This window comes from Endozoicomonas gorgoniicola, from assembly GCF_025562715.2.
Taxonomy (GTDB): Bacteria; Pseudomonadota; Gammaproteobacteria; order Pseudomonadales; family Endozoicomonadaceae; genus Endozoicomonas_A; species Endozoicomonas_A gorgoniicola.
Window position 1 is genome coordinate 1,468,795 of record NZ_JAPFCC010000001.1, and the last position, 23,327, is coordinate 1,492,121.

The 23,327-nt window shown below is 49.1% G+C and carries 20 protein-coding genes and 1 tRNA gene; 10 read left to right on the forward strand and 11 right to left on the reverse strand.

The window, feature by feature from the left end; all coding sequences use genetic code 11:
* Positions 1 to 274: 274 nt before the first annotated feature.
* A tRNA-Pro gene (locus tag NX722_RS06745) sits at positions 275 to 351 on the reverse strand.
* Between the two features lie 247 nt (positions 352 to 598).
* On the opposite strand from NX722_RS06745, the gene NX722_RS06750 reads away from it, so the two are divergent.
* From NX722_RS06750 to NX722_RS06760, 3 genes are all read left to right on the forward strand, one after another.
* Complete coding sequence (locus NX722_RS06750; RefSeq protein WP_262567316.1) at positions 599 to 1,201, forward strand: peptidylprolyl isomerase; 603 nt, start codon at positions 599 to 601, stop codon at positions 1,199 to 1,201.
* Positions 1,202 to 1,357: 156 nt separating this feature from the next.
* Positions 1,358 to 2,656, forward strand: coding sequence for a rhodanese-like domain-containing protein (locus NX722_RS06755; RefSeq protein ID WP_262567317.1), 1,299 nt, complete (start codon positions 1,358 to 1,360; stop codon positions 2,654 to 2,656).
* Positions 2,657 to 2,659: 3 nt separating this feature from the next.
* Positions 2,660 to 4,867 (forward strand): tRNA(Met) cytidine acetyltransferase TmcA, encoded by a 2,208-nt coding sequence (locus NX722_RS06760; RefSeq protein WP_262567318.1) that lies wholly within the window; start codon positions 2,660 to 2,662, stop codon positions 4,865 to 4,867.
* 28 nt (positions 4,868 to 4,895) lie between these two features.
* Here NX722_RS06760 and NX722_RS06765 read toward each other — a convergent pair whose 3' ends face one another.
* Positions 4,896 to 5,435 carry a hypothetical protein gene (locus NX722_RS06765; protein WP_262567319.1) on the reverse strand — a complete coding sequence of 180 codons (540 nt, stop codon included), beginning with the start codon at positions 5,433 to 5,435 and terminating at the stop codon, positions 4,896 to 4,898.
* Positions 5,436 to 5,580: 145 nt separating this feature from the next.
* On the opposite strand from NX722_RS06765, the gene NX722_RS06770 reads away from it, so the two are divergent.
* Positions 5,581 to 5,829 (forward strand): GrxA family glutaredoxin, encoded by a 249-nt coding sequence (locus NX722_RS06770; protein ID WP_262567320.1) that lies wholly within the window; start codon positions 5,581 to 5,583, stop codon positions 5,827 to 5,829.
* Between the two features lie 22 nt (positions 5,830 to 5,851).
* Here NX722_RS06770 and NX722_RS06775 read toward each other — a convergent pair whose 3' ends face one another.
* The 4 genes from NX722_RS06775 to NX722_RS06790 form a co-directional block, all read right to left on the reverse strand.
* Positions 5,852 to 6,751, reverse strand: a complete 900-nt coding sequence (locus tag NX722_RS06775) for a DNA replication terminus site-binding protein (protein WP_262567321.1) — start codon at positions 6,749 to 6,751, stop codon at positions 5,852 to 5,854.
* Positions 6,748 to 7,386, reverse strand: coding sequence for a pyridoxamine 5'-phosphate oxidase (gene pdxH, locus NX722_RS06780; RefSeq protein WP_262567322.1), 639 nt, complete (start codon positions 7,384 to 7,386; stop codon positions 6,748 to 6,750). The genes NX722_RS06775 and pdxH overlap by 4 nt, the downstream gene beginning before the upstream one ends.
* A gap of 115 nt (positions 7,387 to 7,501) precedes the next feature.
* On the reverse strand, positions 7,502 to 8,299 hold the full coding sequence (locus NX722_RS06785; protein WP_262567323.1) for a phosphatidylserine decarboxylase: 798 nt from the start codon (positions 8,297 to 8,299) through the stop codon (positions 7,502 to 7,504).
* Between the two features lie 388 nt (positions 8,300 to 8,687).
* Positions 8,688 to 9,986: an inosine/guanosine kinase gene (locus NX722_RS06790; protein ID WP_262567324.1), complete on the reverse strand. Its 1,299-nt coding sequence runs from the start codon at positions 9,984 to 9,986 to the stop codon at positions 8,688 to 8,690.
* A 134-nt stretch (positions 9,987 to 10,120) separates the two neighbouring features.
* On the opposite strand from NX722_RS06790, the gene NX722_RS06795 reads away from it, so the two are divergent.
* Positions 10,121 to 10,378 (forward strand): aldehyde dehydrogenase family protein, encoded by a 258-nt coding sequence (locus NX722_RS06795; RefSeq protein ID WP_262567325.1) that lies wholly within the window; start codon positions 10,121 to 10,123, stop codon positions 10,376 to 10,378.
* A gap of 159 nt (positions 10,379 to 10,537) precedes the next feature.
* Positions 10,538 to 13,417, forward strand: a complete 2,880-nt coding sequence (locus NX722_RS06800) for an insulinase family protein (protein WP_262567326.1) — start codon at positions 10,538 to 10,540, stop codon at positions 13,415 to 13,417.
* A 90-nt stretch (positions 13,418 to 13,507) separates the two neighbouring features.
* Here NX722_RS06800 and NX722_RS06805 read toward each other — a convergent pair whose 3' ends face one another.
* Positions 13,508 to 14,905: a hypothetical protein gene (locus NX722_RS06805; RefSeq protein WP_262567327.1), complete on the reverse strand. Its 1,398-nt coding sequence runs from the start codon at positions 14,903 to 14,905 to the stop codon at positions 13,508 to 13,510.
* 465 nt (positions 14,906 to 15,370) lie between these two features.
* Here NX722_RS06805 and NX722_RS06810 point away from each other — a divergent pair, with 465 nt between their 5' ends.
* Positions 15,371 to 16,465: an enoyl-CoA hydratase/isomerase family protein gene (locus tag NX722_RS06810; protein ID WP_262567328.1), complete on the forward strand. Its 1,095-nt coding sequence runs from the start codon at positions 15,371 to 15,373 to the stop codon at positions 16,463 to 16,465.
* A 134-nt stretch (positions 16,466 to 16,599) separates the two neighbouring features.
* Here the strand turns inward: NX722_RS06810 and NX722_RS06815 are convergent, their stop codons facing one another.
* Both NX722_RS06815 and NX722_RS06820 read right to left on the reverse strand, forming a co-directional pair.
* Positions 16,600 to 17,226: a deoxynucleoside kinase gene (locus tag NX722_RS06815; RefSeq protein WP_262567329.1), complete on the reverse strand. Its 627-nt coding sequence runs from the start codon at positions 17,224 to 17,226 to the stop codon at positions 16,600 to 16,602.
* A 234-nt stretch (positions 17,227 to 17,460) separates the two neighbouring features.
* A complete protein-coding gene (locus NX722_RS06820) occupies positions 17,461 to 18,501 on the reverse strand; it encodes an arginine deiminase-related protein (RefSeq protein ID WP_322740916.1) in 1,041 nt (346 codons plus the stop codon).
* A gap of 326 nt (positions 18,502 to 18,827) precedes the next feature.
* On the opposite strand from NX722_RS06820, the gene NX722_RS06825 reads away from it, so the two are divergent.
* Genes NX722_RS06825 through NX722_RS06835 form a run of 3 tightly spaced genes read left to right on the forward strand, consistent with a single transcriptional unit; the run spans position 18,828 to position 21,665 of the window.
* A complete protein-coding gene (locus tag NX722_RS06825) occupies positions 18,828 to 19,061 on the forward strand; it encodes a FeoA family protein (protein WP_262567330.1) in 234 nt (77 codons plus the stop codon).
* Positions 19,058 to 21,436 (forward strand): Fe(2+) transporter permease subunit FeoB, encoded by a 2,379-nt coding sequence (feoB, locus tag NX722_RS06830; protein ID WP_262567331.1) that lies wholly within the window; start codon positions 19,058 to 19,060, stop codon positions 21,434 to 21,436. Before NX722_RS06825 ends, feoB begins: the two co-directional genes overlap by 4 nt.
* Entirely contained in the window at positions 21,417 to 21,665 is a 249-nt protein-coding gene (locus NX722_RS06835) for a FeoC-like transcriptional regulator (protein WP_262567332.1), read from the forward strand. Before feoB ends, NX722_RS06835 begins: the two co-directional genes overlap by 20 nt.
* On the opposite strand, the gene NX722_RS06840 is transcribed toward NX722_RS06835, so the two are convergent.
* Positions 21,583 to 22,212 carry a class I SAM-dependent methyltransferase gene (locus NX722_RS06840; RefSeq protein WP_262567333.1) on the reverse strand — a complete coding sequence of 210 codons (630 nt, stop codon included), beginning with the start codon at positions 22,210 to 22,212 and terminating at the stop codon, positions 21,583 to 21,585. The genes NX722_RS06835 and NX722_RS06840 overlap by 83 nt on opposite strands.
* Positions 22,209 to 23,219, reverse strand: a complete 1,011-nt coding sequence (locus tag NX722_RS06845; protein ID WP_262567334.1) for a GlxA family transcriptional regulator — start codon at positions 23,217 to 23,219, stop codon at positions 22,209 to 22,211. The genes NX722_RS06840 and NX722_RS06845 overlap by 4 nt, the downstream gene beginning before the upstream one ends.
* Positions 23,220 to 23,327: the final 108 nt, after the last annotated feature.

Consider the following 23,327-nt stretch of genomic DNA (forward strand, 5'->3'; position numbering starts at 1 on the left):
GACAGGGTGGGCTTATAATCCACCCTGTCAGGTAATTCCCCTAAGCTCAGTATTCATGCAGGTTTTAGAGAGCGTAACTTAATAAGCCTCCGGCTATGCCGGAGGTCAGTTAACTGTAAAAAGTGACAGATTCTGAAGAAAAAGAGGATATTTTCGTACGAAAGGTTGACCCGTTCTATGGCTTAGAACAGAAAAAGCAGCGTAGTTTGCACAAGAAAGTGACTCTAAAGTCATTTTTTCGTACTACATACACTGCTCTTTTATAAAAAGATTCTGGTCGGAGCGAGAGGATTTGAACCTCCGACCCCCACAACCCCATTGTGGTGCGCTACCAGGCTGCGCTACGCTCCGAACCTTTGCTATACAGCATGCAAAACTGCCGTCAGCGGGCTGTATATTACCTTTCCGGCTGTTAATTGCAAGCCTTATGGCTGCATTTGCCTTGGCGCAGTAATCACGTAGGATAAGCACAATCTCTGAACCCTGTAACCAAGGATGCACTATGAGAACATTGCTGAGCCAAAGATTGCTGAGCCAAAGATTGCTGAGCCAAAGATTGCTAAACAAAAGACTGCTGAACCGTATACTGCCGTATTCAATGGCTCTGACCGTGGCTTTTATGGTCAATGGGGTGGCGGCCAGCCCGGTTGAACCGTCGGTGGACAAAAATAAAGATGAGGCTGTACGGGTTCAGATGGAAACCAGTAAAGGGAATATTGTCATCCAGCTGGATGAGAAGCGTGCGCCCGTAACGGTTAAAAACTTTCTGGGCTATGTTGATGATGGCTTTTACGACAATTTGATTTTCCATCGAGTCATCAATGGTTTTATGATTCAGGGCGGAGGCATGGATAAAGCTATGAGCCAGAAGCCAACCAAATCTCCCATATACAATGAATCATCCAATGGCCTTGCTAATAGACGCGGTACCATTGCCATGGCCAGAACATCAGCACCACACAGTGCGACTTCTCAGTTTTTTATCAATCTGGAAGACAATAATAGTTTGAACTACCGTACAGGTCAGCCTGGCTATACCGTTTTTGGTGAAGTGGTTGAAGGGATGGACGCAGTTGATGCCATTGCCAAAGTAAGAACCGGTCGTAAAGCCGGACATGCTGATGTTCCAGTGGAGCCCGTTACTATTGTAAAAGCTCAACGGGTCCAGACAGCGGAAAAGAGTGAACCCCCGGTAAAATAAAGTCTCGGTAAAATAAAGTGTCATGAGCGAGAAATGTACTTTTCTCGCTCTTTTGAATAAGAAAAAACTGTCTTGGAGTCTCGCCCCGAAATTTTTTATACTCCCGCCTGTTTAAAAACAAACGTTCTAACTATGAGAAATTCCATGTTTCGATTTATGAAACATATCGGCTGTTTGTGTCTGTTCATTGCCCTTTCAGGCTGCGATCAGCAGGAAAATGTTCAGATGCCTGTCTTTGATCTCGTCGATCAGCACAAAATGATGGCGCTGGTCAATGAGCATAACTGGACGCTGGTCGATGTGCGCTCCAGTGACTGGTTCAATGGCTGGCCGTCTGATAATACCGGGGTAGGAGGCCACATTCCCGGAGCCCGTAATTTTGATCTTAACTGGTTGCTGAATGAAAGCCATGAGCTGAATAAAGTGACTGAAAGGCTGTTCCAGAGTAAAAGGATGCGCAAAGCGCCGGGGATTGTTATCTATGGCTCTGATCAGTATGAGGCGCAAATTCTGGCAGACTGGCTGGTGGCTGAACAGGGGTTTGAAAACTCAGACATTCGCATTTTCCCTTTTGGTTTTTCAGGGTGGCTCAAATCCGGTGGTGATGTTGAAACCATGCCATCCTATACCCGTCTGGTGCCGCCTGTCTGGCTTGAAAAACAGATGCAGAAGCCTCAGCCACCAGTGATTCTGGATGTTTCTTACGGTTCAGGCATTCGATACCGCCTGACCCATATTCCGCAGGCTGTTCATGTTGATACGTCATGGATTGAATCCAGGCCTCTGTGGAATGTGGTTCCTGAAAATGAACTTCAACAGACGTTAAAGCATCTTGGCATCTCGCAGAATAAGCAAGTCGTCGTTTATGGCCAGGATATGACCGCCGCTGCAAGAATGGTCAGTGTGTTGGATGCCATGGGCGTAAACGATGTACGACTCCTTAACGGAGGTTTAAAAGCCTGGATTGAACAGGACAATGCTGTCCAGTCTGGCTGGGTGACACCTGAGCCAGTCGAAACATTTGGAGCTGCGGAATTCAAAGATGTGTGGGTGGATACAGAAAGAGTGAAAGCAATTCTGAATAATGACTCTGAACATCTGATTAGCGTTCGTTCATGGCGTGAGTTTACGGGGGAAAACAGCGGATACAGCTATATCAACGCTAAAGGGCGTATCCCCGGTGCTGTATGGGGGCATTCGGGAACCGATCCCTACAGTATGCAGGATTATATTAATCCGGATGGCACCTTAAGAGAGATTCGGGACATTGCCGCTTACTGGCAGCAACTATCTCCAACAGAAGAGACTGTTATGGCGTTCTACTGTGGCACAGGCTGGCGAGCCAGTTTGTCCTGGTTTGCAGCCCGTTTGCTGGGGTATGAAAACGCCAGAATATACGATGGTGGCTGGATGGAATGGAGCAGCGACCCCCGTCGTCCAAGGGAAGCAGGTTAAGCGGTGAAGGATTTATTGAAACAGCGGTTAAACCGACTGGCGCAGCAAAACCATCGTGAGCTTATGGTGATCAGCGGTGAACAGGACTGGTGCCTGCGCACCGTTAACGCATTACTGCCATGCCTGCATGAAGAGCAGGGGCTCCGGCTGGGCCTCTGGTTGGGCAAAGGTGCGCCAGATACTGTTCCTGCTATTCAGGCTGGCAAAGCGACCAGCTGGTTAGGTCGGGAACGGCAGTTTGTGGTGTTTAACGCCTGGTCCGGGTTTGATGTTGATGCTTTTGGTGCTATCAGTGGTGTCGTTAAAGGTGGTGGTGTGATGTTTCTGCTGGTTCCTGTTCTGGATCAGTGGAGCCTGCTGGAAGACCCAGAGCATCGTCGTATAACTGTCTATCCGGAAAATGAGAACCGGGTAACAGGAAGATATATCCAGCGCTTGGCCGGACTGTTGGCTAAATCCGAACACTGTAGCCTTATTCAGCAGAATAAAACACCGGTCTGGCAGGCATTACCCAACCCTGATATTGAGACAGAAACCCGGGATAGCTGTGGTTATTGTCAGACACAAGAACAGGCGCTGGCAGTTGAAGCCATTAAAAAGGTGGCAACAGGTCATCGCCGTCGTCCATTGGTGCTGACGGCAGATCGCGGGCGTGGAAAAAGCGCGGCGCTGGGTATTGCGGCGGCGCAGTTACTGAGCCATGGGTTAAACCGGATTGTGGTCACAGGACCTTCGCTGGCATCTACCGAACAGGTGTTTCAACACGCTGATGAATGCCTTGGAAACGACAGTCTTTCCCCAGGTACGTTTTCCAGGGGTACGTTTTCCAGAGGAAGAGTGCAGTGGCAGGACAAGTCGGTTCAGTTTATGGCACCTGACGAAATTGTCGGACACCCCGTTGACTGCGACCTGATGCTGGTGGATGAAGCGGCTGCGTTGCCAGTTCCTTTGCTTGAGTCCCTGCTACGACAACAGTCGCGTATTGTTTTTTCTTCGACGATCCACGGTTATGAAGGTACCGGACGTGGTTTTGCCATACGCTTTCGTAAAAAACTGGATGCTATAGCGCCAAAATGGCGAGCTTTGCATATAAAGCAGGCGATTCGCTGGGCAGACCATGACCCGCTGGAACAACTGGTTTTTTCCAGCCTGTTGCTGAATGCCAGACCAGCCGAAGATCATCAGGTTGAAGGCGCAACGGCTGAACAGTGTGAGTGGGTTCGCTTTGACCGTGACCAGTTAATGCACGATGAGCCGATGGTCGCTCAGGCGTTTGGGCTGCTGGTGCTTGCCCACTATCGTACCCGGCCTTTTGACTTACGACATTTTTTAGATGGTCCGAATATAGAAGTTTATGGTCTTCTGTATCAGGGCTGTCTGACAGGAACGGTTCTGGCAGCAAGAGAGGGAGCGATTAACGCATCGATGCAGGAACCGGTCTGGCTCGGACAACGGCGGGTGCGTGGGCATCTGATTCCCCAGTCATTGAGCAATCATGCCGGGATTCCGGAAGCGATCAGACAAAAAGGGTTACGAATCCTGAGGATTGCTGTTCATCCGGCAGTCCAGAGAAATGGACTGGGAGCCGATATGCTGAACCGTCTGGCACAATCTGCCAGTGACAAGGGGTTTGATTATCTTGGAACCAGTTTTGGTGCCACCTCCGGTCTGCTGAGTTTCTGGCAGAACAGTGGTTACCTGCCGGTACGAACCGGTTTGCAGAGAGAAGCGGCCAGTGGTTGTTATTCGCTGATGATGTTGCAGGCTCTTTCGGAGGCAGGCAGAGAACTGCTGGGGGAAGCCCGTTCCCGCTTTTACGACAACCTCCTGCTGCAGCTTCCCGAAAGCCTTAAAGTGATGGACACTGAACTGGTCAGGCAGTTGTTCAATGGTGCTGGTAACTTCATTTCAGCTGACCTGTCTGAACGAGACTGGCAGGATATTGCTTCATTCAGTCACGGGCAGCGCCTGTTTGAAAGCTGTCTGCCTGCTATTCGGAAATTATTGTTGAATGGGCTGGTTTACCCTGATAGCTGCTCTAATAGCTGCTCTAATAGCTATGAACAGGCTTTGCAGGTATTGACGATGAAAGTGTTGCAACAGCAGAGCTGGAGTAGTCTGGCGCAGCATGAGGGGCTTGCCGGTAAAAAACAGGTTCTGGCCCGTCTCCGAAGTTGTGTTGGAATGCTGGAAACCGCCTTGAAGCACTGATTTATAGCACTGACTTGAAACGCCGATGTCAGCCGCCGTTCTTTTTATCCGAAACCGGACGTTTACTGGCGACTGAAGAGCTACTACTGTCGTATGCCTGATGGATGCGGTAGGTAATGGCACAGACATCATTGGGCAGGGATTTAAGAATGGCGTTTACGCCGCCAGCATTGCGGGTCCAGGTAAAGTCTCCCTGTTCCCGGATAACTTTCCATTCCGGGTTTTGTTCTTTAAAGGCTGAACAGCTGTTTTTAAAAGTGGTGTTGACGACGCTGTACGCCAGACAGCTGCGGCCAAATTTTATAAAGGTGGTGTTTTTCCAGACGCTATCCCGGTCATTACCCCAGGTGGCCATGACATTAAAACTGCGGTCATTAAAATAGCCCGTAGAAGCTACGCCATTGCCGATTCTAGTCATATCACTAAACTCGGTTTCAATGGCTGTATCACAGCGATTGAAACCCGCTTTATGGGCAAGGTCCAGTAAATCCGAGTCTGTGGCAAATAACGGCGTGGCATATAAAGGAAGAGTGGAAAACAGCAAGCCGATCAAACCTGTCCTTGACATCGGTGTGTCCTCTGTCGTTTTCGTCAGCGTATCAAGTCAATAAAAAAGCTTCAATGAAGCGGATAGAAAATTCCTATTGTGACACTGGTGTCAATCATCATATAGTTCGTTCAGAGAATAAGATTCATGTATCAGGAGTTACTCAATGAATCGCTTTACCGTATTTGGTCGCCCTGGCTGTGGTTTCTGTGTTCGTGCTAAACAGTTGCTCGAAGATAAACAGCTGCCCTTCCGTTATATTGACATTCATGCCGAGGGGATCAGCAAGGCTGATCTGGAAAAAACCGTTGGCAAGCCGGTTGAAACCGTTCCGCAGATTTTTCATGGTCAGAAGTATATTGGCGGCTGTACCGATCTGGAAGCGTACCTGAGAGATGAGCTGGTTGATGCCTGAAGGGCGTTAAATCCCTTCGGTCTCAGGCGTAGCGATAAATACGCGACACAGGATTATCACTGATCCGCACCAGTCGCGCATCGCTGCGCTGTAAACGCTCCTGTCGTGTCATCGGGTCAAACGGTTTGATGGGTTTGAAGTCCGGCAGAGGTTGTCCTTTCTCCAGCTGTACAAAGACCGGGATGGGCGTATTGATCTGCCCCGGAAACTGTTTTTTTGACTCAGGGTTCATCTGTCGCTCAGCTTCAATCGTGTCTGGCCACTTCAGGTTTGCCCGCAGGTGAGGTGCCAGCAGTCGTTTAATCACCACAATTTCCGAACCGGGCAACTGCTCCAGTAATGTGATGTCGCGCTCAATGGCAGCGGATGCCATATATTTCTTACGCAGGTGTTCGATGGCTTCTACCGATGTTAAACGAACGGTGCCACTGTGATTAGCAGCCCAGCTGAAACTGATGCGTCTGGGGGGCTGCTGAAACAGTTTCAGTTGCCGGTAACTCTGCACAAAATGAATATGCTGAATTTGCAGTCCTCCCAGCATTCCGTCCCTTAACTGATCAGATGTCTCTTCAATGGCTGCAATATCATCGCCGTAAAGCTTACGGTATTCCCCCATCGCAGCCTTGAACCGGTCTTTTGCCTGGTTCAGTTGTTGCCCCTGAACAAGCGATCTGGCTGAAATACCAATAACGCCGGGAAGACGAGCCGTTTCCTGTTTGTTTTGTTCCGAACTGTAGGTCAGACGGGTAGTGACACTGGCAGCCAGTGTCCGGTCATTCAGAGCGTCAGTGTCGTCTTCCTGCATGACCCAGGCGGGCAGGTCGTGATCATTTAACACGGCTTCACGGAACTGACGATTGATATCAACCAGTTCGATCAGGGTATCTCTGACCGCCATCCGGGCGGCTGTTTTTCTACTCATGGTGCCAGCCTTTCAATGCTCCACCGGGTGTCGTTTGTACGGGTATACTGAAAACGGTCATGCAGGCGATTGGGCCGTCCCTGCCAGAACTCAATCGTTTGCGGCACCACCCGGTAACCGCCCCAGAAGTCAGGCAGAGGTACTTTTCCTTCTTTGAACTTGCGCTTCATTTCATCCAGTTTCAGTTCCAGCATCTTGCGACCCGTAATGACCGAACTCTGATGGGAAACCCAGGCACCCAGCTGACTGCCGTGGGGGCGGCTGGTGAAATACTTCAGGGATTCAGCCGTGGATATTTTTTCTGCTGTTCCCTTAATAATGACCTGACGTTCGAGCGTGACCCAGGGGAACATCAGGGCAACGTGAGGGTTTTCGGAAATCTCCCGGGATTTGTTGCTGGAATAATTGGTAAAGAAAACAAATCCCGATTGATCAAAGTATTTCAACAGAACGGTTCGCAGACTGGGAACACCGTCTGCTGTGGCAGTGGCAATACTCATGGCATTAGGTTCCGGCAACTGTGCTTCCTGCGCCTGCTGAAACCAAAGGGTGAACTGTTCCACCGGATCGGTATTCAGGTCTTCTTTGGTGAGGCCTGCCTGAGTGTAATTCTCTCGAAGGTTACTGATATCCATGTTCGTACTTCTGTGAGGATTTTGAGGGATTGCATTAATGGAATTGTATAACAGGTGCCGGGTACATGAAATGCTCTGTCTGTGACGCGATACGATAGAAAAGACAGCAAGCACTCTACTGAAAAAGACCGATCTGTTGACCTTTGGGAACTCTGAGTGACGAAAAACGATCCTTTTCAAATAACAGAATGATCAGGGACCCTCCGTAAGCGAAATGACCTAACTTATCGCCTTTTTTAACCGGCACCGAAGTTTTGCTACTGATGTCTTTATATTTTTTCTCAAAAACAACCGAACCGACCGTGTTTAAGCCAACTGGCACCATGGCGACATAACCAAAATCCTGTGTTTTGATGACGAAGTAACCGTGAATGAAATGCTCAAAAACGCTGAAGTCGGCGAAATATCCCGCACTGCCTTTGTTAAACAGGGTTGGAGTATCCTCCATGCCAAAATACTGCTGGGAAACCTTCTCTTTTGACTCCTGCACTTCCCCGGATACTGGCGCATGATAATGGTGGTAAGTTGTTGGCAGCAAGATACACGAAACAGCAGTACCACCAACAAAACGGTCGGAAAATTGTGAATGATTCAACAGCTCCATGACGTTAAGTTGCGCATGCCCCTTCAGTGGTATTTTAGCGTCAGTCGTCAAATCGGAATTGATGATATTTAACACACAGTCAGTCGGCGCAACAACGACAGTATCATCATCGATTGCTGCAACAGGCCGAACCCCGGGCTTAAGATTGCGGGTAAAAAATTCATTAAAGGATTGAAAACCACCTTGTGGGACCACAAAGTCTTCCATATGCACAGACGGCTCCTTCAACCATTTCTCTACACCGTGCGCCGAGGCTTTGCTGTCCAGAAATTTGCCGCGTTCAACGACGAAATTTTTTGTCCAGCTCAAACCCGGCTCCTTCCTGACAATGCTCAGGCCATAGGGGTTTTTGTAGTAAAACCAGCGAAAACCTCTGATATACTCAAGGCCGTCGTTTATCCCGGGAAGAAAGTAAAACCAGTCGTTGAAGTAAGTGTACAGATCCTCCATGCTTTTCCCTTGCCAGGGGTTAGGGGTGCCATCCGGTTTCGGCTGCAAATTCCGGAATGCCAGATCCATATTCTCACGAAAAGCTTTGTCTGTATTATACAAATTCTTTAACTGCTTAACGGGCTCTGTGTCGTGCTGATCATCCACTGCGCTGTATACCGACGTCGTTAAAACAAGGCTTGTTAAAACGCCTGAAACTATTCCCCGTCTAAAGGCAGAAGCACAGTGGCTTCTGCCTTTACTGCACTTACCTTTCCCAGTAAGTCTCTTCCAGAGAGTCTTCACGCTCAGGCAAAGCCCGTGACAGGCGTGGAGAACTTTGCGCCAGCACTTCATAGCTGACCCGGTTCGCATATTTGCAGACCTGGGAGAATGATGAATAGGTCAGCCATGGTCGTTCGTGTTTGCCAGAGGTCGGCAGGACTTCACGATGGAAATGGTTGGCTGCAATATCATGAATCACCGCCGACAAAGCACCATCACCAGCACCATTGGTATTCCTGATTTTTTCCGGTCCACCCATATAAGGGCTGATGTGGGAGTAGATTTTCATTGGTTCATCACAATCCACACGACGCAGAGGGCGGCTGAATTCGAAGCGGTTGAAATCACTGATCCCGGCAGAACGGATAGGGTTGTCGGTTTCCCGTGCCAGAGCCGTTTCGGTGTAGCCACAAAGATAAAGCCCTTCAGGGCCGGCAGTCAGCAACGTCATATCGGCAAGTTCCAGAATGGCTTCGCAGGCCAGTAACGGGTCGGTTTGCCCGGTCAGAGCCTGAGCTTCTTCCTCATTCATGGCGACCAGGGTGACATGGTCACGGATAAATTGCTTCAGTGGTTCACGGATATTTTCAACCAGCATATTGGTACCCAGGGTAAGCGCCACAGGAATACCATGGTCGCTGGCAATCTTCGCGGCTTTCAGGGTGGCATGATAAATCGGCAGACTCTCGTCGCCCAGGGTATAGGCACACAGAACCAGAGCCGAACTTCCGGTAATCACCTGTTCCGGAATAAACGTATGACTCAGGTCGTTCATTGAGCCGGGGCTGATGGCAAAGGTGCGCTCTCCGTCTGGCGTAATCAGTGTGTAGCATCGTCCGATGGCGCCTTCTACCGGTTGCAGATAGGCCATATCGACTTTACTGCTGGTATTGCACAAATACCCGTAGGCATAGTCGCCAACCCGGATATTCTGGCTCATGACCCCAAACTGAACGGAACGGTCGTCGGCAAGAATTGAGTAGTTATGCAGAGTGTTGCCAATGGTTCCACCCGCATACTGGTTATCAATGGTGCCAGATTGTTGCAGGAAGCTGTACAGACGGTTGGCAGTATCATTATCAACCCATTGTGAAGCCGCTTTGGTCAGACCAAAGTCAGCAAAAACTGAGTCGTCTACATGAGCATAGATGTCAACCATGTTCTGGTCGATGCCACAGATGTAGGTATTAACGTGTCCGAAAGTGGTACTCTCACGGTCAAAGCGGTTATCGGCGTTGACAGGAAAATAGTGTTTGATTTTGCGACGGCCAGGAAACTTCATAAAGGTGGGATAAAACAACTGTAAAGAAGAGTGCGCGGATTATTCATTAAAAATTGTACAAATTCCAGCCATTCTTACCGAAGTGGGGCAATTTCGGGAAATCTTTGAAGCGGCCGATGATCTGGATCAGGCTATTGAACAGGCTAACCGTTTGCCGTTTGCCGTTTGCCTTTCAGGCGGCAGTGTTCTCTGATCATCAGCCAACGATTCTGCGCGCCTATAAACGACTGGATGCTTCGGCGGTCATGGTGAACCAGCATACTGCCTTTCGCAGCGATGGTATGCCGTTTGCCGGTTTAAAGCAGTCAGGTCTGGGCGTGGGCGGCATTCATCATGCCTTCAGGGAGTTGCAGGTGGAAAAAATGATGGTGATCCATAGCCCGGAACTTTAAGTGGGTTAAGGGCTCGTCAGGGGTTTCATTATTTCAAATAAGCAGCTAGCTTGTTCTGGCAGCGAAGCCTGTGCTGAATTTTCGTCATTACTTTCGATACAGATGCAGGCATAATCAGAATAGGCTTCATAACCTTTTGATCAGGTATGGAAAAAATTTATGACAAGAAAGTACGTGTCTCTGGTATCCGCGCTGGCAGCCGGAACGTTGGCAGCCGTGCTGACAGGTGGATGTACAGTGACCACTGAACGAGATACAGCGGAAGTGACTTCATTAAAAGCGGATACATTAAAAGCGACTACATTAAAAGCGAATATATTAAAACCAGCGAGTGAACAATCAGCAGTCGTTAAAAGCCCGGTCGATAACCGCGATTATCGCTACGTTGTCATGGACAACGGACTCAGGGCGCTGCTGATATCGGATCCTGACACCGACAAGTCTGCCGCTGCGGTCGATGTGAATGTTGGTAGTTATCAGGACCCGGACAACCGGCTGGGGCTGGCGCATTTTCTTGAACACATGCTGTTTATGGGAAATGAGAAATATCCGGAGGTGGATGGCTATTTTGAATTCATCCGCGCCAATGGTGGCAGCGCCAATGCTTACACCGCAGATGTTCGTACCAATTATTACTTTGATATCAATAATGACAACCTGAGATCGGCCCTGGACCAGCTGGCCCAGTTCTTTGTGTCTCCGACCCTTGATCCGGCTTATGTGAACCGGGAGCGAAATGCCGTTGATTCTGAGTACCGCCTGCATGCCAGGGAAGATGGCTGGCGCCTGTTTATGGCACAGAGTGCTACTTCAAACCCGGAACACCCGAAGAGCCGCTTTACCATTGGTGATCTGGATACCCTGAATAACGACGATGGTAAGTCGCTGTGGCAGGATTTGAAGAGCTTTCACGACACTTACTACGTCGCTCCCAGTATGGGGGTAGTGGTTTATGGTCCTGAAACCACCGAACAGCTTGAAACCTGGCTGAAAGAGTCCTTTGCCGATGTACCTGACGGTGGCGGAGTCAAGCCGGACACTCATATCGGCGTGCCGCCTTATGCCGCTGACCAGCTGGGCGTTCGAATCAACCTTGTTCCTCTGAAAGAAACCAGGGTGCTGTCTCTGAGTTTCCCGATGGAAAGTCTGCACCCGTTCTACCACAAAAAGCCTATGGGTTACCTCGCCCGTATTGTTGGCTATGAAGGTGAGGGCAGTCTGCACAGTCTGTTGAAAGAGCAGGGACTGATTGACTCTCTTGCCGCTTACTCCAGTGATGTGCCGGGTGAGTTTGGTGGATTTAATGTTCGTATGGAGCTGACGCCGAAAGGGCTTAAGCAGGTGGATGACATTACAGCGGTGGTGTTTGATTACCTGGACCTGATTCGCCGGGAAGGCATTCAGGAATGGCTGTACGACGAAACCCGTCAGATCTCCGAACTGGGCTTTCGTTATCAGGAAGGCCGAAGCCCACAGCAGACAGCCACCAGTCTGGCGTCACGTATACACTATCTGCCAGCGTCTGACCTGTTGAATTCAACCTATCTTTACGACGACTTTGATCCGGAACTGATTGAGCGCCTGATGGCAAACCTGACTCCGGAAAATGTTCGCCAGACGGTGATTGCCCAGGGGTTGCCAACGGATCAGGTTGAACCTTATTTCGACACCCACTACAGCATCAGGCCGTTGTCGGATAAGCTGCTTAAGCGCCTGAATAAACCAGAGGTTCATAAAGAGCTGACCATTCCGGCTCCGAACCAGTTTATCGCTACTGACCTGGCACTGCGCACCAGCGATAAAGCGGACGAGCCTACACAGATTATCAGTGAGAGAGGGCTGGATGTCTGGAGCATGACCGACAGCAGTTTTCAGGTGCCAAGGGCTTCTGTACGCCTGAAAATTTCTACACCAAAAGCTTCAGATACCGCAAAGGATCAGGTGCTGTTGCAACTGTATCGTACCCTGCTGTCGCGCAGTCTGAATGAATACGGTTATCCTGCCAGGGAAGCGGGTCTGAACTATGGGCTGAGTACCAGCCGTGAAGGCTTGACGGTTGCCTTGTCCGGTTATCAGGACAAACAGGCGTACCTGCTGGAAACCATTTTGAAGGGAATGGATCAGTTCAGTCTGGTGCAGGCGGAATTTGAGCAGGAACGTAATCGATTATTACGTAATCTCAGGAACAAGGCATTTGTCACGCCTTACCGTCAGGGTATGGATCGGGTGAGTCAGCTGTTGTATCCAAACTATCGCAGTGATGAAGAAATGCTGGCCGCTGCTGAAGCAGTAACGTTTGCTGACCTGAAGCAGTATGCCAGTGACTTCTACAACTCCGTGCATATCAGCATGTTGATTTATGGTAATCACTCCCGCAGCGAAGCCATGAAGCTTGGTCAGCTGGTGGAGTCTTATGTCCTGAACGACAGTAACCGTGGTGAACGTTATGATCAGCCGTTTAAAGTCCTGAAAGACGCAAACCTGCGTGAAGCGGCGAACTTTGATCATAATGATGCCCTGTACATTAAATACGTGCAGTTTGATACCACGGAAAATCGTGAGCGGGCGAAATACTCATTGCTGGGTCGTTTGCTGGCAACGCCGTTCTTTAATCAACTGCGGACAGAGCAACAGCTGGGGTACATTGTCACGGCGTCTGCCCGACCAGTAGAGCGTCATCCGGGACTGGTGTTTATTGTGCAGTCCCCCGTGCTGGGACCGGATGGCATTGAACAGCGGGTGGATGAGTTTCTGGCAGGGCAGGTTGAGCGTTTGAACAAACTGAACGATGCCGAGCTGGAAGATTATCGTCAGGGGCTGATCGTAGACCTGACTAAACGTGACACCAACCCGGACGAACGCGCTGGTCGTTTCTGGCAAAGCCTCGACGGTCGTGAAGCGGACTTCAACTATCAGCTGGATATTGCTGAGGCAGTGAAATCCATCAAAGTTGAGGATATCCGGCAGGCGATGACTGAACTGCTGAAACAGCAGGGTCAGATTGTGATTACTTCAAAGGGCAAGCAGAAAGACAGCTGATGTCGTTTTTTGTCTGATCACCAGGCTGGAACTTACCAGCCTGGCTCCCTTTAGGTTATGGAAACGGTTCCTTGTTGGAAAAATTGTTGGCTATTGAGATGCCTTGTCACTGTTTATAAAAATGACAGGGGTTTGCTGTTGTGGCGGATGTTCAGTGCTGGTTTCGTTAGGGCTGTTTTCTTCTGGCTGAGGGTTTGCTGCAATTACTTCGGTTAGTTCTTCTTCAGAAGAGGGAGGTTGTCTTATAAGGTTGGCCGCTATTTGAACAATGAATGCAAAGGCGGTAGTTATTTTATTTACTAAAAAGGTCATTAACTCCATTACGACACCCTCCTGATGTAATGGCGGATGAGTGACGGATACGTAAATAGTCCGTCGCAAGGGATTTATTTCAATGTTACCGGTAGGTGGTATTATACTTTCAATATTTTGAGTGCTGAGCGTTATATGCATTCTGTTCGAAGGAATATAGTGATCCAGCATGAAGTAAATTGTCAGTTGACTGTTATCAGATGAGAAAGAAAAATTAAAGGGGTTCAGAATGAAATGGTGTCTTGTACTAATGAGATTTGATCGTAGTACTTCCATTCCGCTCAACATTTGGCCGAAGGATTCTTCTGTATTCTGAAAGGTATGTGCAATAACAAATCTTTCAAATTTAATATATGTATCTCCTGGTGTTACTTCTCTATAGATACTTCTTGTTAGCGCCTGCTTTTGCGTTGAATTAAGAGCTTCATGGGCTGGCAGGATATAGTTCAGTCCGGCTTCCGGGATTCTTTGTGTGGAATGATTATTTACTGTTGTTACTGAAAAATAGGAAATAGGGTTCCATGGAATCGCCTGAGAAAAGGCATTCATTGTACGGTCAATAGTGTCGGGTGAAAGAGGGGTAATTTGCCCTGCTCCATTGGGGGCGGCTGTGCTTTGAAGTGATGCAGTTAATACAAGGCTGATTATTTGGCTGCCATCCGGAAGCATTGCGCCGAGTTCGGGATGCCAACGGGTGAAGGCTCCGTTATTAACCTGCTGCTCAGCAATTTCGGCAGCACGGGTCATTAAGTTAGAAAGTGTCATGCTTGAGGGGGCGTTGACTCTTATGTTGACCCGAAGGGTATTGCTATTGTTTTCAGCACTTGCACTTGTACTTGCACTTGGAATGTGGTGAAAATTAGGATGACTTAATCTCTGATAGATAAAGTTCAAGTATCGGGATATTGTAGTAGAACCTACATTATTCAATCCGCTAATGTGATAAACCGGTTGTTCTTGTATCTCGGTTACATCGTTGGAAGTTATTTCCTCTACCATAAAGTCGGTATTCTTATTTATTTCTTTGATTAGGAGGTCGAGGGCTATGTTTAAACTGGTGCGCTTAATCTCTATGAAAAAACTGATATCAGATTTAGTAACTTTGTAATGATCAGCATGAATGCTCTTGGAAATTATACAGAGTAAAATAAAGCAGAGTGCTGTAAAGCTATTCATTTTTAAATACCTTATATTATGTGTCATAACTGCTCCAAAAAGAGTGTGAGAATAACTGAAAATATTTTTGAATGATATTTCAGAATAGCTATGTAAGTTTTACTCTTTTTTTAAAAGTGAATTTTTTTGGAAAGTAACTATACAAGAAGTAACTATACAAAAAGCTCATTATAAAAATACAAACGATTATTTGTGCATATATTTAACTTCAGGTATGCCAGATCAAAATAGATAAATTTTTGCTAAAAAGCAAAGAGAGTAAAAGCAAAGAGAGTATCAGCAAAGAGAGTATCAGCAAAGAGAGTATCAGCATCCAGTATGAATTGCAGTATGAATTGAATCTTACGACTTTGGATTCCTATTTTAAGATATTACGATGAGTGGTTTGAAATAGCATTGCCTGTCTCATATAGTGAGTGGATAGTGATAAGACAGTTTGGTTTACCTCAGCAGGGGAAAGAGTCTATGAGCGAGAAGGTTGAGTTTCAGGAGCTTGATACCGTCAGTGGTCATAGGATTGGGGTCGTTACGCTGAATGCCCCAAAAAGCCTGAATGCGCTTGATCAGGAGATGATTAATGAACTGCATCGCCAACTGTTGAGCTGGCATAACGATGAGGGCATTGTCTGTGTCTTTCTACAGGGAACAGGAGACCGGGCTTTTTGTGCCGGTGGTGATGTCAGGGCGGCTCGTGAGTCTGCCCTGATAAATAACAAGGCCTCTGTTCAGGCTTTCTTTGAACAGGAATACCGGCTTGACCACCTGATACATGTTTATAAAAAACCCGTTATCTGTTGGGGGCATGGCTTTGTGATGGGGGGCGGGGTTGGCCTGATGGCTGGTGCGGATTTCCGGGTAGTGACGGATACCACCGTGATGGCTATGCCGGAAATCACCGTTGGTTTGTATCCGGATGTCGGGGGCTCCTGGCTGCTGGGGCGTATGCCAGCAAAAACTGGCCTGTTTGTCGCCCTGACCGCCTGCCAGTTAAATCCGGCAGATGCCATGTATCTCGGTCTGGGTAACCGTTTTGTTGATCACGCGTTTCGTCATAATGTGCTGGCCTCCTTACAACAGGCTGACTGGCAGCAGGATGCGTATCAGGCCACTTATAACGTGGTTCAGGAATACGCTGACCAGAGTGCTGGCTGGCTGCCATACTCCAAGATTCGCGAGCACCGGGACCTGATCAAAAAAATGATGGGCAAACCATCGCTGCCTGGCATAATGGCTGCGCTTGAAGCTCTGGAAACCAGTGATGAATGGCTGAGTAAAGCCCGGAAGACAGCTTTAAATGGCTCTCCTTTATCCATTACCCTGACTTATGAGCAGCTTCAGCGTACACGTCACTTTTCTCTTAAAGAAGCTTTCCAGAGTGAACTCACCCTTTCTGTTAATACCGTCCTTCAGGGTGATTTCTGTGAAGGTGTCCGGGCGCTGCTGGTGGATAAGGACAGGCAACCGAACTGGGAGTACGCCACATTGGCTGACATTTCCAGAGAAACGGTTGATGCCTTCTTTGTTCCCGACTGGGAGACTCACCCTTTAGCGGATTTGTAGTTAGCTAAGTGCTAAAAACCATGCACGCAACACTTTCGTCATCCCCGCGAAGGCGGGGATCCACTGATACGCGGGAATGACTGTTGTATGGATATAAACGCTTGCCAGCACCTGGCTCTCCCAAACCTAACAGATTAGTGCTTCTGAACCACTTCCAGAATTTTCTCCGCCACCTGATGCTCACAGCCAAAATCATTCCAGTCCATAGTGATCAGGGGCGTGTTCATGGACGCACAGATTTGTGGCAGGATGGCTTCGTGATAGTTATGGATATCACGGATGTATTCAAAAGGCGTTCCATCTTCAGCCTCACGAGCGCGGTATTGCAGACGCTCGTAGGCTTTTTCCGGCGTTGTGTGCAGATAGACCACGGCACTGATACGTGGGTACTCTTTCAGGCGCTTCTGAATTTCACAGTAATGCAGCATAAACTCAGTGTCTGGCTGGTCCATGCTCAGAAAGTTAGCCTGGGTAAAGATCAGGTCAGAGTACAGGGAGCGCTCAATCAGATAATTGCGATGAGAGGGCAGACTCTCAACAATTTCTGCCCGGCGCTGGGTAATGTACGACTGAAACCGGATTCGGTTTCCTGAAACTTTTGGGTTTTTGGTGAATTCACCCAGCAGGCGAGAAAACTCCGGGTCTTCAGCCGGCTCCTGAATGGGGTCCCAGTCCAGCGCTTCAGCCAGTTTTGGTAGCAGGGTTGATTTACCGGCTGCGATATTGGCTTCTACTGCAACAAAATGATCGGTCTGTGTCATCCGGGAACCTGGTTTGGTTGTCATATAATCAGGACGCGAACGATAAAAAATTGTCGACAGTGGTTCAATAAGTATTCAGACCAGTCATTAAGGCTGTTTTGACTATTGTACGGACCGTTCAGGTTATATTCCGGGAATGCCGATGGGTCCTGGCAGGTCAGGAACCAGACAGCACCCAGTCAGAGTGAGTACGATGACGGACAGAATCAGGTATTTCATGGCAGGCCTAAAAGGTCAGTGGTTTGATGATAACGTCGGCTGAAGAAAAATTTCCGCCAGCATGCATCCGGCACTGCCCCCTCCATAGGTCTCTATGGTGGGGATATCAAAGACCAGAAACTGATCACTGAAGCTGTTCAGTACTCTGAGTTGTTCGTCATTCAGGGACTGAAACGCCGTTCTGGATAACACGATAATGGCTTTGTCCTGATCATTTTTCAGTTGCAGCAGATTACCGGCAAATTGTCTGGTTTGATCAGCCGTGATATCGATCACTGTTTTGTCAGACAGCGCCTGCCAGACCTGTTGACGATGTTGCTGCTCGCTGATGCATTCACTGCACAGGACGGCAAAACCGTCACCAATACTCAGCATCATACGGGTGTGGTAAACAGGCTGATCGTAAAAAACGGTCCTGAAGGCCAGCAGTTTATAACCCTGCCTGTCTGCAAACTCCTGAAGCAATGTCTGGTTGGTACGGGGAGAAAGCGCAGCAAAAATAATCTTTTTGTCACGGTCCAGAACCATGCTGCTGCCGCCATCCAGCGACTGGTTGGCTGTCATACTTTTCAGAACCTCGTCATTATACTGGCTGGAAATAGCTTGCTGACTTAATGCCTTTTGCAAAGCTGTGATACGAGATTTCTTTTTCCGTTGATTGGCCAGCATGGGAAAGAGAGTAATGAGCGTATTGCCTGTCGAACCACACTGGATGTTCTCAGGGCAGGGCGCTGGTAACGAAACAAACCAGTTGTTGGGAAACACCGAGTCGGGGGTGTCGGGGGCACGATAGGCAGGTAGCTCAATGACGTGTACATGATGGCTGTGCAACTGCTGTTTAACGGCTGTGTATTCCTGAAGGGCTTTTTTTTGCATATTGGTTGATCCTTCCGGTTTTGTTTTACGTATAACCGCAGTCGCGAATGTTTGACTGTCAGCTGCAAAGTGGTTAGGAGGAACCATAACAACATAGGATGTCAATTGATCAGCAGGGTAGCCAGGTTGTAGAAACATGGCGGAGAGGGTAAATAAACCAAAAAGATAGATCTGTTTCATTTTTAATGACTCTGATCATCACGACTATCAGGAGATTACTAGGCAAGATAGACGTAATCATATTAATGGCGTCAGGTTTTTATAGTATTCTCAGTGAGTTATAAGTAACGGGGCGGCTACGTTTCTGTTTCTGCTGTACCTGATAACCTAATTTTTAATTGTAATTATTCTCATTTACGTGTAACCTTGCCGCCACTTTTTTTCTTTCCTCTGGTCACTAATAATTCCACTCATAACAGACCGGAAGGTTCAACTGCTGGCAACTTTGCCAGCTGTTTTGCGGTTGCTTGTTTCTTCTGTCGATGACCGCAGTAGTGGAGATTTAAATGACATCGATCCTTGGTGAGCTTCAGGTTGGTGATTCCGGTCAGGTTACAGCTTTTCGGAACGCGGGAGCTGCGTATCGTCGCAAACTGTTAGCGATGGGCTTAACGCCGGGTGTTCAGTTTACGGTTTGTCGTATTGCCCCTCTTGGGGATCCTATCCAACTTCAGGTTCGTGGCTTTCAGCTGAGCGTTCGCCGTGATGAGGCGGCAGTGGTTGAGGTAAGCCAGATATGAGTGACCATGTTTTTGCCATCGTCGGTAACCCAAACTGTGGTAAAACCACGGTTTATAATGCACTGACAGGTGCCAGCCAGCGGGTTGGTAACTGGCCTGGTGTGACCGTAGAGCGCCGAAGTGGTTATTACCAGCATCAGGGACTGGATATTGAAGTGGTTGACCTGCCCGGCACCTACTGTCTGGACGTGGTTGATGATCAGGTGTCAATGGATGAGCGGATTGCCCGGGACTTTGTTCTGGAGCGCAATGCAGAGCTGGTTCTCAATGCCATTGATGCCTCTAATATTGAACGCAATCTCTATCTGACGACTCAGCTGCTGGATATGGGGCTGCCGGTGGTGGTGGTCCTGAATATGATGGATGTCGCTGCTGACAAGGGTATGGTGATTGACCCGGAAGCATTGTCCAGCACCCTGGGCTGTCCTGTATTGACCATGGTGGCCAGCAGGAGCGAAGGGGTTGCTGATCTTAAAGACCGGTTGAATGAGAATTTCAGGACAACCCTGCCCGCAGCAAAACCACTGTCTCTTGGCAAAGCCATTGAAACGGCAATTAACCAGCTTGAAATCGCTGCCTCTGGGTATCTGAACGATAAAACGGTCTCGCGCTGGTACGCCATAAAACTGCTGGAAGACGAAACCAGTGGATTATCCGGTTTGTCAGAATCAGTGAAACCAGAGTTGTTGAACCAGGGGCGCCGCCTGCGCGACACCCTGGAACAGGAGCAGGGGGCGGAAATTGATATTCTCGTGGCTAATGGGCGTTACGATGCCATTGGCAACTTGATGAAGAAGGTGATCAAGCAGCGCGGAGTCTTGAATCATAAGCTGAGTGAACGCATTGACCGGGTGGTTCTGAACCGGTTCCTGGGGTTGCCGGTCTTCTTCGGCGTGATGTACCTCATGTTCATGTTCTCCGTGAACTTTGGCAGCGCCTTTATTGATTTCTTTGATATTTCTGTTGGTACCATCATGGTCGGTGGTGTCACCCATTTGCTGGAGGGCATGAGTGCGCCGGGGTGGTTGATCGCCGTGCTGGCCCAAGGGGTGGGTGGCGGTATACAGACCGTATCCACCTTTATTCCGGTAATCGCCTCACTGTTCCTGTTTTTATCTGTGCTGGAAGACTCGGGTTACATGGCAAGGGCAGGCTTTGTTATGGACCGGATGATGCGTTTTCTGGGCTTACCCGGGAAAGCCTTTGTTCCCATGCTGATTGGTTTTGGCTGTAATGTCCCGGCCATAATGGCAACACGCACGCTGGATAACCAGAAAGACCGTCTGCTGACCATTGCCATGGCGCCGTTTATGTCCTGTGGCGCCCGGCTGCCGGTTTATGCACTGTTTGCAGCGGCATTTTTCCCGGCAACAGGTCAGAATGTTGTGTTTATCCTCTATCTGGTGGGAATCCTGGCGGCAGTGGTGACGGGGCTGATTCTGAAGGGCAGCCTGCTCGGTGGTGAAACAGCACCCTTTGTACTGGAACTGCCCAACTACCACATGCCATCCCTGAAGCAGGTGCTTCTGCGCACCTGGGATCGCCTGAAAACCTTTATCGTGAATGCGGGTAAGGCGATTGTGATGGTTGTGGTGGTTCTGAATACCCTGAATTCGCTGGGAACGGATGGCAGCTTTGGTCATCAGGATTCAGGTTCGTCCGTACTCAGTTATATTGGTCAGAGCATTACGCCTGCCTTTAAACCCATGGGCGTTGAGGAAGATAACTGGCCAGCCGCAGTAGGCATTTTCACGGGTGTGCTGGCAAAAGAAACACTGGTTGGCACCCTGAATTCGATGTACTCCTCTATCGCTGATGATATGAATGGGGCTGAAGGCGGGGATGAACCCTTTGACCTGATGGCAGGTATCTCACAAGCCTTTGCCTCAATTCCTGAAAACCTGGCCGGTTTGACCGGCTCATTCTCTGATCCTCTGGGCATGAAGGTCGGCGACCTGCACGATCTGGAAAGCGTTGCACAAGAGCAGGAAGTCGACATCAATACGTTCGCGGTCATGCGCACCCTGTTTCCCGGGGAAGCGGCGGTGATTGCCTACCTTTTGTTTATTCTGCTTTACACTCCCTGTGTCGCAGCACTGGGTGCCATTTACCGTGAGGCTGGCACAGGCTGGACGCTGTTTGTTGCAGGCTGGACCTTATTTCTCGGCTACTCTGTTGCCACTCTGTACTATCAGCTCTCATTGCTGGCTGTTCAGCCAATGGTGACATTAGGCTGGGTGGCTGCCCTGGCGACGGTCATGGCTATCTTTTTTGTTGCTATGCGTCGGGCAGGACGTAGATGGAATGATAATCAGCAGGTAACGAAGCAGGGTGTGAGAACTGCAAGGAATGTTCATGCTCATAGCCCTTCGTGATTATCTCAGTGACCAGGGAATAGTTTCCCTGGCTGAACTGAGCCAGCGGTTTAATGTCAGCCCTGATGCCATGCGTGGCATGCTGTCCCACTGGATGCGCAAAGGTAAATTGATACGTGAACAGTCTGGTTGCGCTAAAGGCTGTGTCAGCTGTTCACCTGAGCAGCTGGAGATGTACCGCTGGATGGAGACCGGGGCAGACAGTATTCCTCTGTGTCAGCTGAATTGACCGCTGTCTTCTGATAAACGTCTTTCCTGTATACGAACACGGACGTTCGGTACAAATCATTCGCCTTAATTTCCTTAATGCTTTCCCATCCCGGCAATCTGAAAGTGTGGCTGACGACGGTACAATGTGCAGTCAGTTGACGCTTTAAATAACCATCCATCTGCTTCATGGCTTCTGGAAACAAATAGCAGGTTACCAGCCCGGGGTCTGTTAGCTGAGCGGTAAAAAAATTCTGCTTCAGTACCCTTACGTTGGCTTTATGAACCGTTAATACCCTTGCCACCAGATAAGGGATCGTTGATTGCTCATAGCCTGTGATGGAGTGGTTTGGGTATCGTCTCCCCAGCATCAGCAGAAGTGTTCCCCAGCCACAGCCAAGCTCATAAATTCTTCCGTCCACTGATTCGGGTAACAACGGTTCCATTGTCAACCGGACTTTACGGCTGGTTGGAGTAGGCGTAATGCCCAGCCTTAAAGACCAGAAGACAATCGAGGCGGTTATGGCAAACGCCAGTCCAGCCAGCAGCCAGATGATCCCGTCAATCATTGAGTGTCCAGATAAAACAGTTTGCCCCGGACACTGCGGCGAAAGTCCGAAGGATTCAGTTGATAGTGTTGCTTAAATTGTCGGCTGAAGTAGTCCGGGTCATTAAAGCCGGATTGCAGGGCAATTTCAGTAATCGACAGGTCGGTGGCTTTCAGCAGCTCGGCACAATGGTTCAGGCGCAGCTGTTGCAGATACTGAAAGGGTGACATGCCGGTTGCCTCACGAAAGCGACGGTTCAGGGTGCGTTGGGTCAGGCCGGTGACAGCCAGCATATGCTGGCTGTCAATATCATCATTGAGATGCTGCCGTAGCCAGTCCTGCAGGTTCACAATGATTTCATCCCCGTGGCTGGTGGTGTGATCATCAGCATAATGGGTCTGTTCGAAAGGGCGGCGGATTTCGTGAGAAAACTGCTGGGCCACCCGGTTGGCGATATCCCGCCCCATGGCGAGCTTGATAATATGCACCATCAGGTCTGCCACGGAATTAACGCTGCCTGCGCAGTAAATCCGTCCAGCCCGGGTGATCAGGTGATGGGGTTTAAACAGAACTTCGGGATAGTGCTTGCGCAGCCGGTTGAGATAATACCAGTGAGTCGTTGCAGGCTGGTGATCCAGCAGCCCGCTTTCTGCCATCAGTGCGACCCCGGTACCTGCAACACAGAAGGTAGCGCCATGGCTGTATTGTTCCCTGATCCAGTCAATGGTTTCCCGGGAGCGCCTGACAATTGGCATGGGGTTGCGCCACAGTGCCGGGAGCAGTACCAGGTCAGCCTTTGAGGAAGATGACAGGTCCATCGAAGGTGTCAGTAGAATGTTGCCATGGGACAGCACCGGAGTGCCGTTGTTGCTACATAACTGTACGTCGATAGACGTTTTTTTCTGTTCCATCCGGCTGTACATGGTGGCTGCTGCCAGCATTTCCATAGGCAGACTGATGCTGGTGGTGAGCATGTGTTCCAGCAGAGGAACCCTGACACGGTGTAACCTGAGTGAATCTGAGACCATTGCGGATAAGCTTTACTGGTAGAGTGGCTAAATTGTCGGATTATTTGGCTGATTTGTCCAGATGACATTGTGACAGTACCATTACACTAAAGCGACATAGTGAGAGTA

What these genes read in the sequence shown, in the direction of transcription:
- NX722_RS06750 (WP_262567316.1), top strand. Translation starts at nt 599, where the DNA reads ATGGCTCTGACCGTGGCTTTTATGGTCAATGGGGTGGCGGCCAGCCCG.
- NX722_RS06755 (WP_262567317.1), top strand. Translation starts at nt 1,358, where the DNA reads ATGAAACATATCGGCTGTTTGTGTCTGTTCATTGCCCTTTCAGGCTGC.
- NX722_RS06765 (WP_262567319.1), bottom strand. Translation starts at nt 5,435, where the DNA reads ATGTCAAGGACAGGTTTGATCGGCTTGCTGTTTTCCACTCTTCCTTTA.
- NX722_RS06770 (WP_262567320.1), top strand. Translation starts at nt 5,581, where the DNA reads ATGAATCGCTTTACCGTATTTGGTCGCCCTGGCTGTGGTTTCTGTGTT.
- NX722_RS06775 (WP_262567321.1), bottom strand. Translation starts at nt 6,751, where the DNA reads ATGAGTAGAAAAACAGCCGCCCGGATGGCGGTCAGAGATACCCTGATC.
- pdxH (WP_262567322.1), bottom strand. Translation starts at nt 7,386, where the DNA reads ATGGATATCAGTAACCTTCGAGAGAATTACACTCAGGCAGGCCTCACC.
- NX722_RS06790 (WP_262567324.1), bottom strand. Translation starts at nt 9,986, where the DNA reads ATGAAGTTTCCTGGCCGTCGCAAAATCAAACACTATTTTCCTGTCAAC.
- NX722_RS06800 (WP_262567326.1), top strand. Translation starts at nt 10,538, where the DNA reads ATGACAAGAAAGTACGTGTCTCTGGTATCCGCGCTGGCAGCCGGAACG.
- NX722_RS06805 (WP_262567327.1), bottom strand. Translation starts at nt 14,905, where the DNA reads ATGAATAGCTTTACAGCACTCTGCTTTATTTTACTCTGTATAATTTCC.
- NX722_RS06810 (WP_262567328.1), top strand. Translation starts at nt 15,371, where the DNA reads ATGAGCGAGAAGGTTGAGTTTCAGGAGCTTGATACCGTCAGTGGTCAT.
- NX722_RS06815 (WP_262567329.1), bottom strand. Translation starts at nt 17,226, where the DNA reads ATGACACAGACCGATCATTTTGTTGCAGTAGAAGCCAATATCGCAGCC.
- NX722_RS06820 (WP_322740916.1), bottom strand. Translation starts at nt 18,501, where the DNA reads ATGAAACAGATCTATCTTTTTGGTTTATTTACCCTCTCCGCCATGTTT.
- NX722_RS06825 (WP_262567330.1), top strand. Translation starts at nt 18,828, where the DNA reads ATGACATCGATCCTTGGTGAGCTTCAGGTTGGTGATTCCGGTCAGGTT.
- feoB (WP_262567331.1), top strand. Translation starts at nt 19,058, where the DNA reads ATGAGTGACCATGTTTTTGCCATCGTCGGTAACCCAAACTGTGGTAAA.
- NX722_RS06835 (WP_262567332.1), top strand. Translation starts at nt 21,417, where the DNA reads ATGCTCATAGCCCTTCGTGATTATCTCAGTGACCAGGGAATAGTTTCC.
- NX722_RS06840 (WP_262567333.1), bottom strand. Translation starts at nt 22,212, where the DNA reads ATGATTGACGGGATCATCTGGCTGCTGGCTGGACTGGCGTTTGCCATA.
- NX722_RS06845 (WP_262567334.1), bottom strand. Translation starts at nt 23,219, where the DNA reads ATGGTCTCAGATTCACTCAGGTTACACCGTGTCAGGGTTCCTCTGCTG.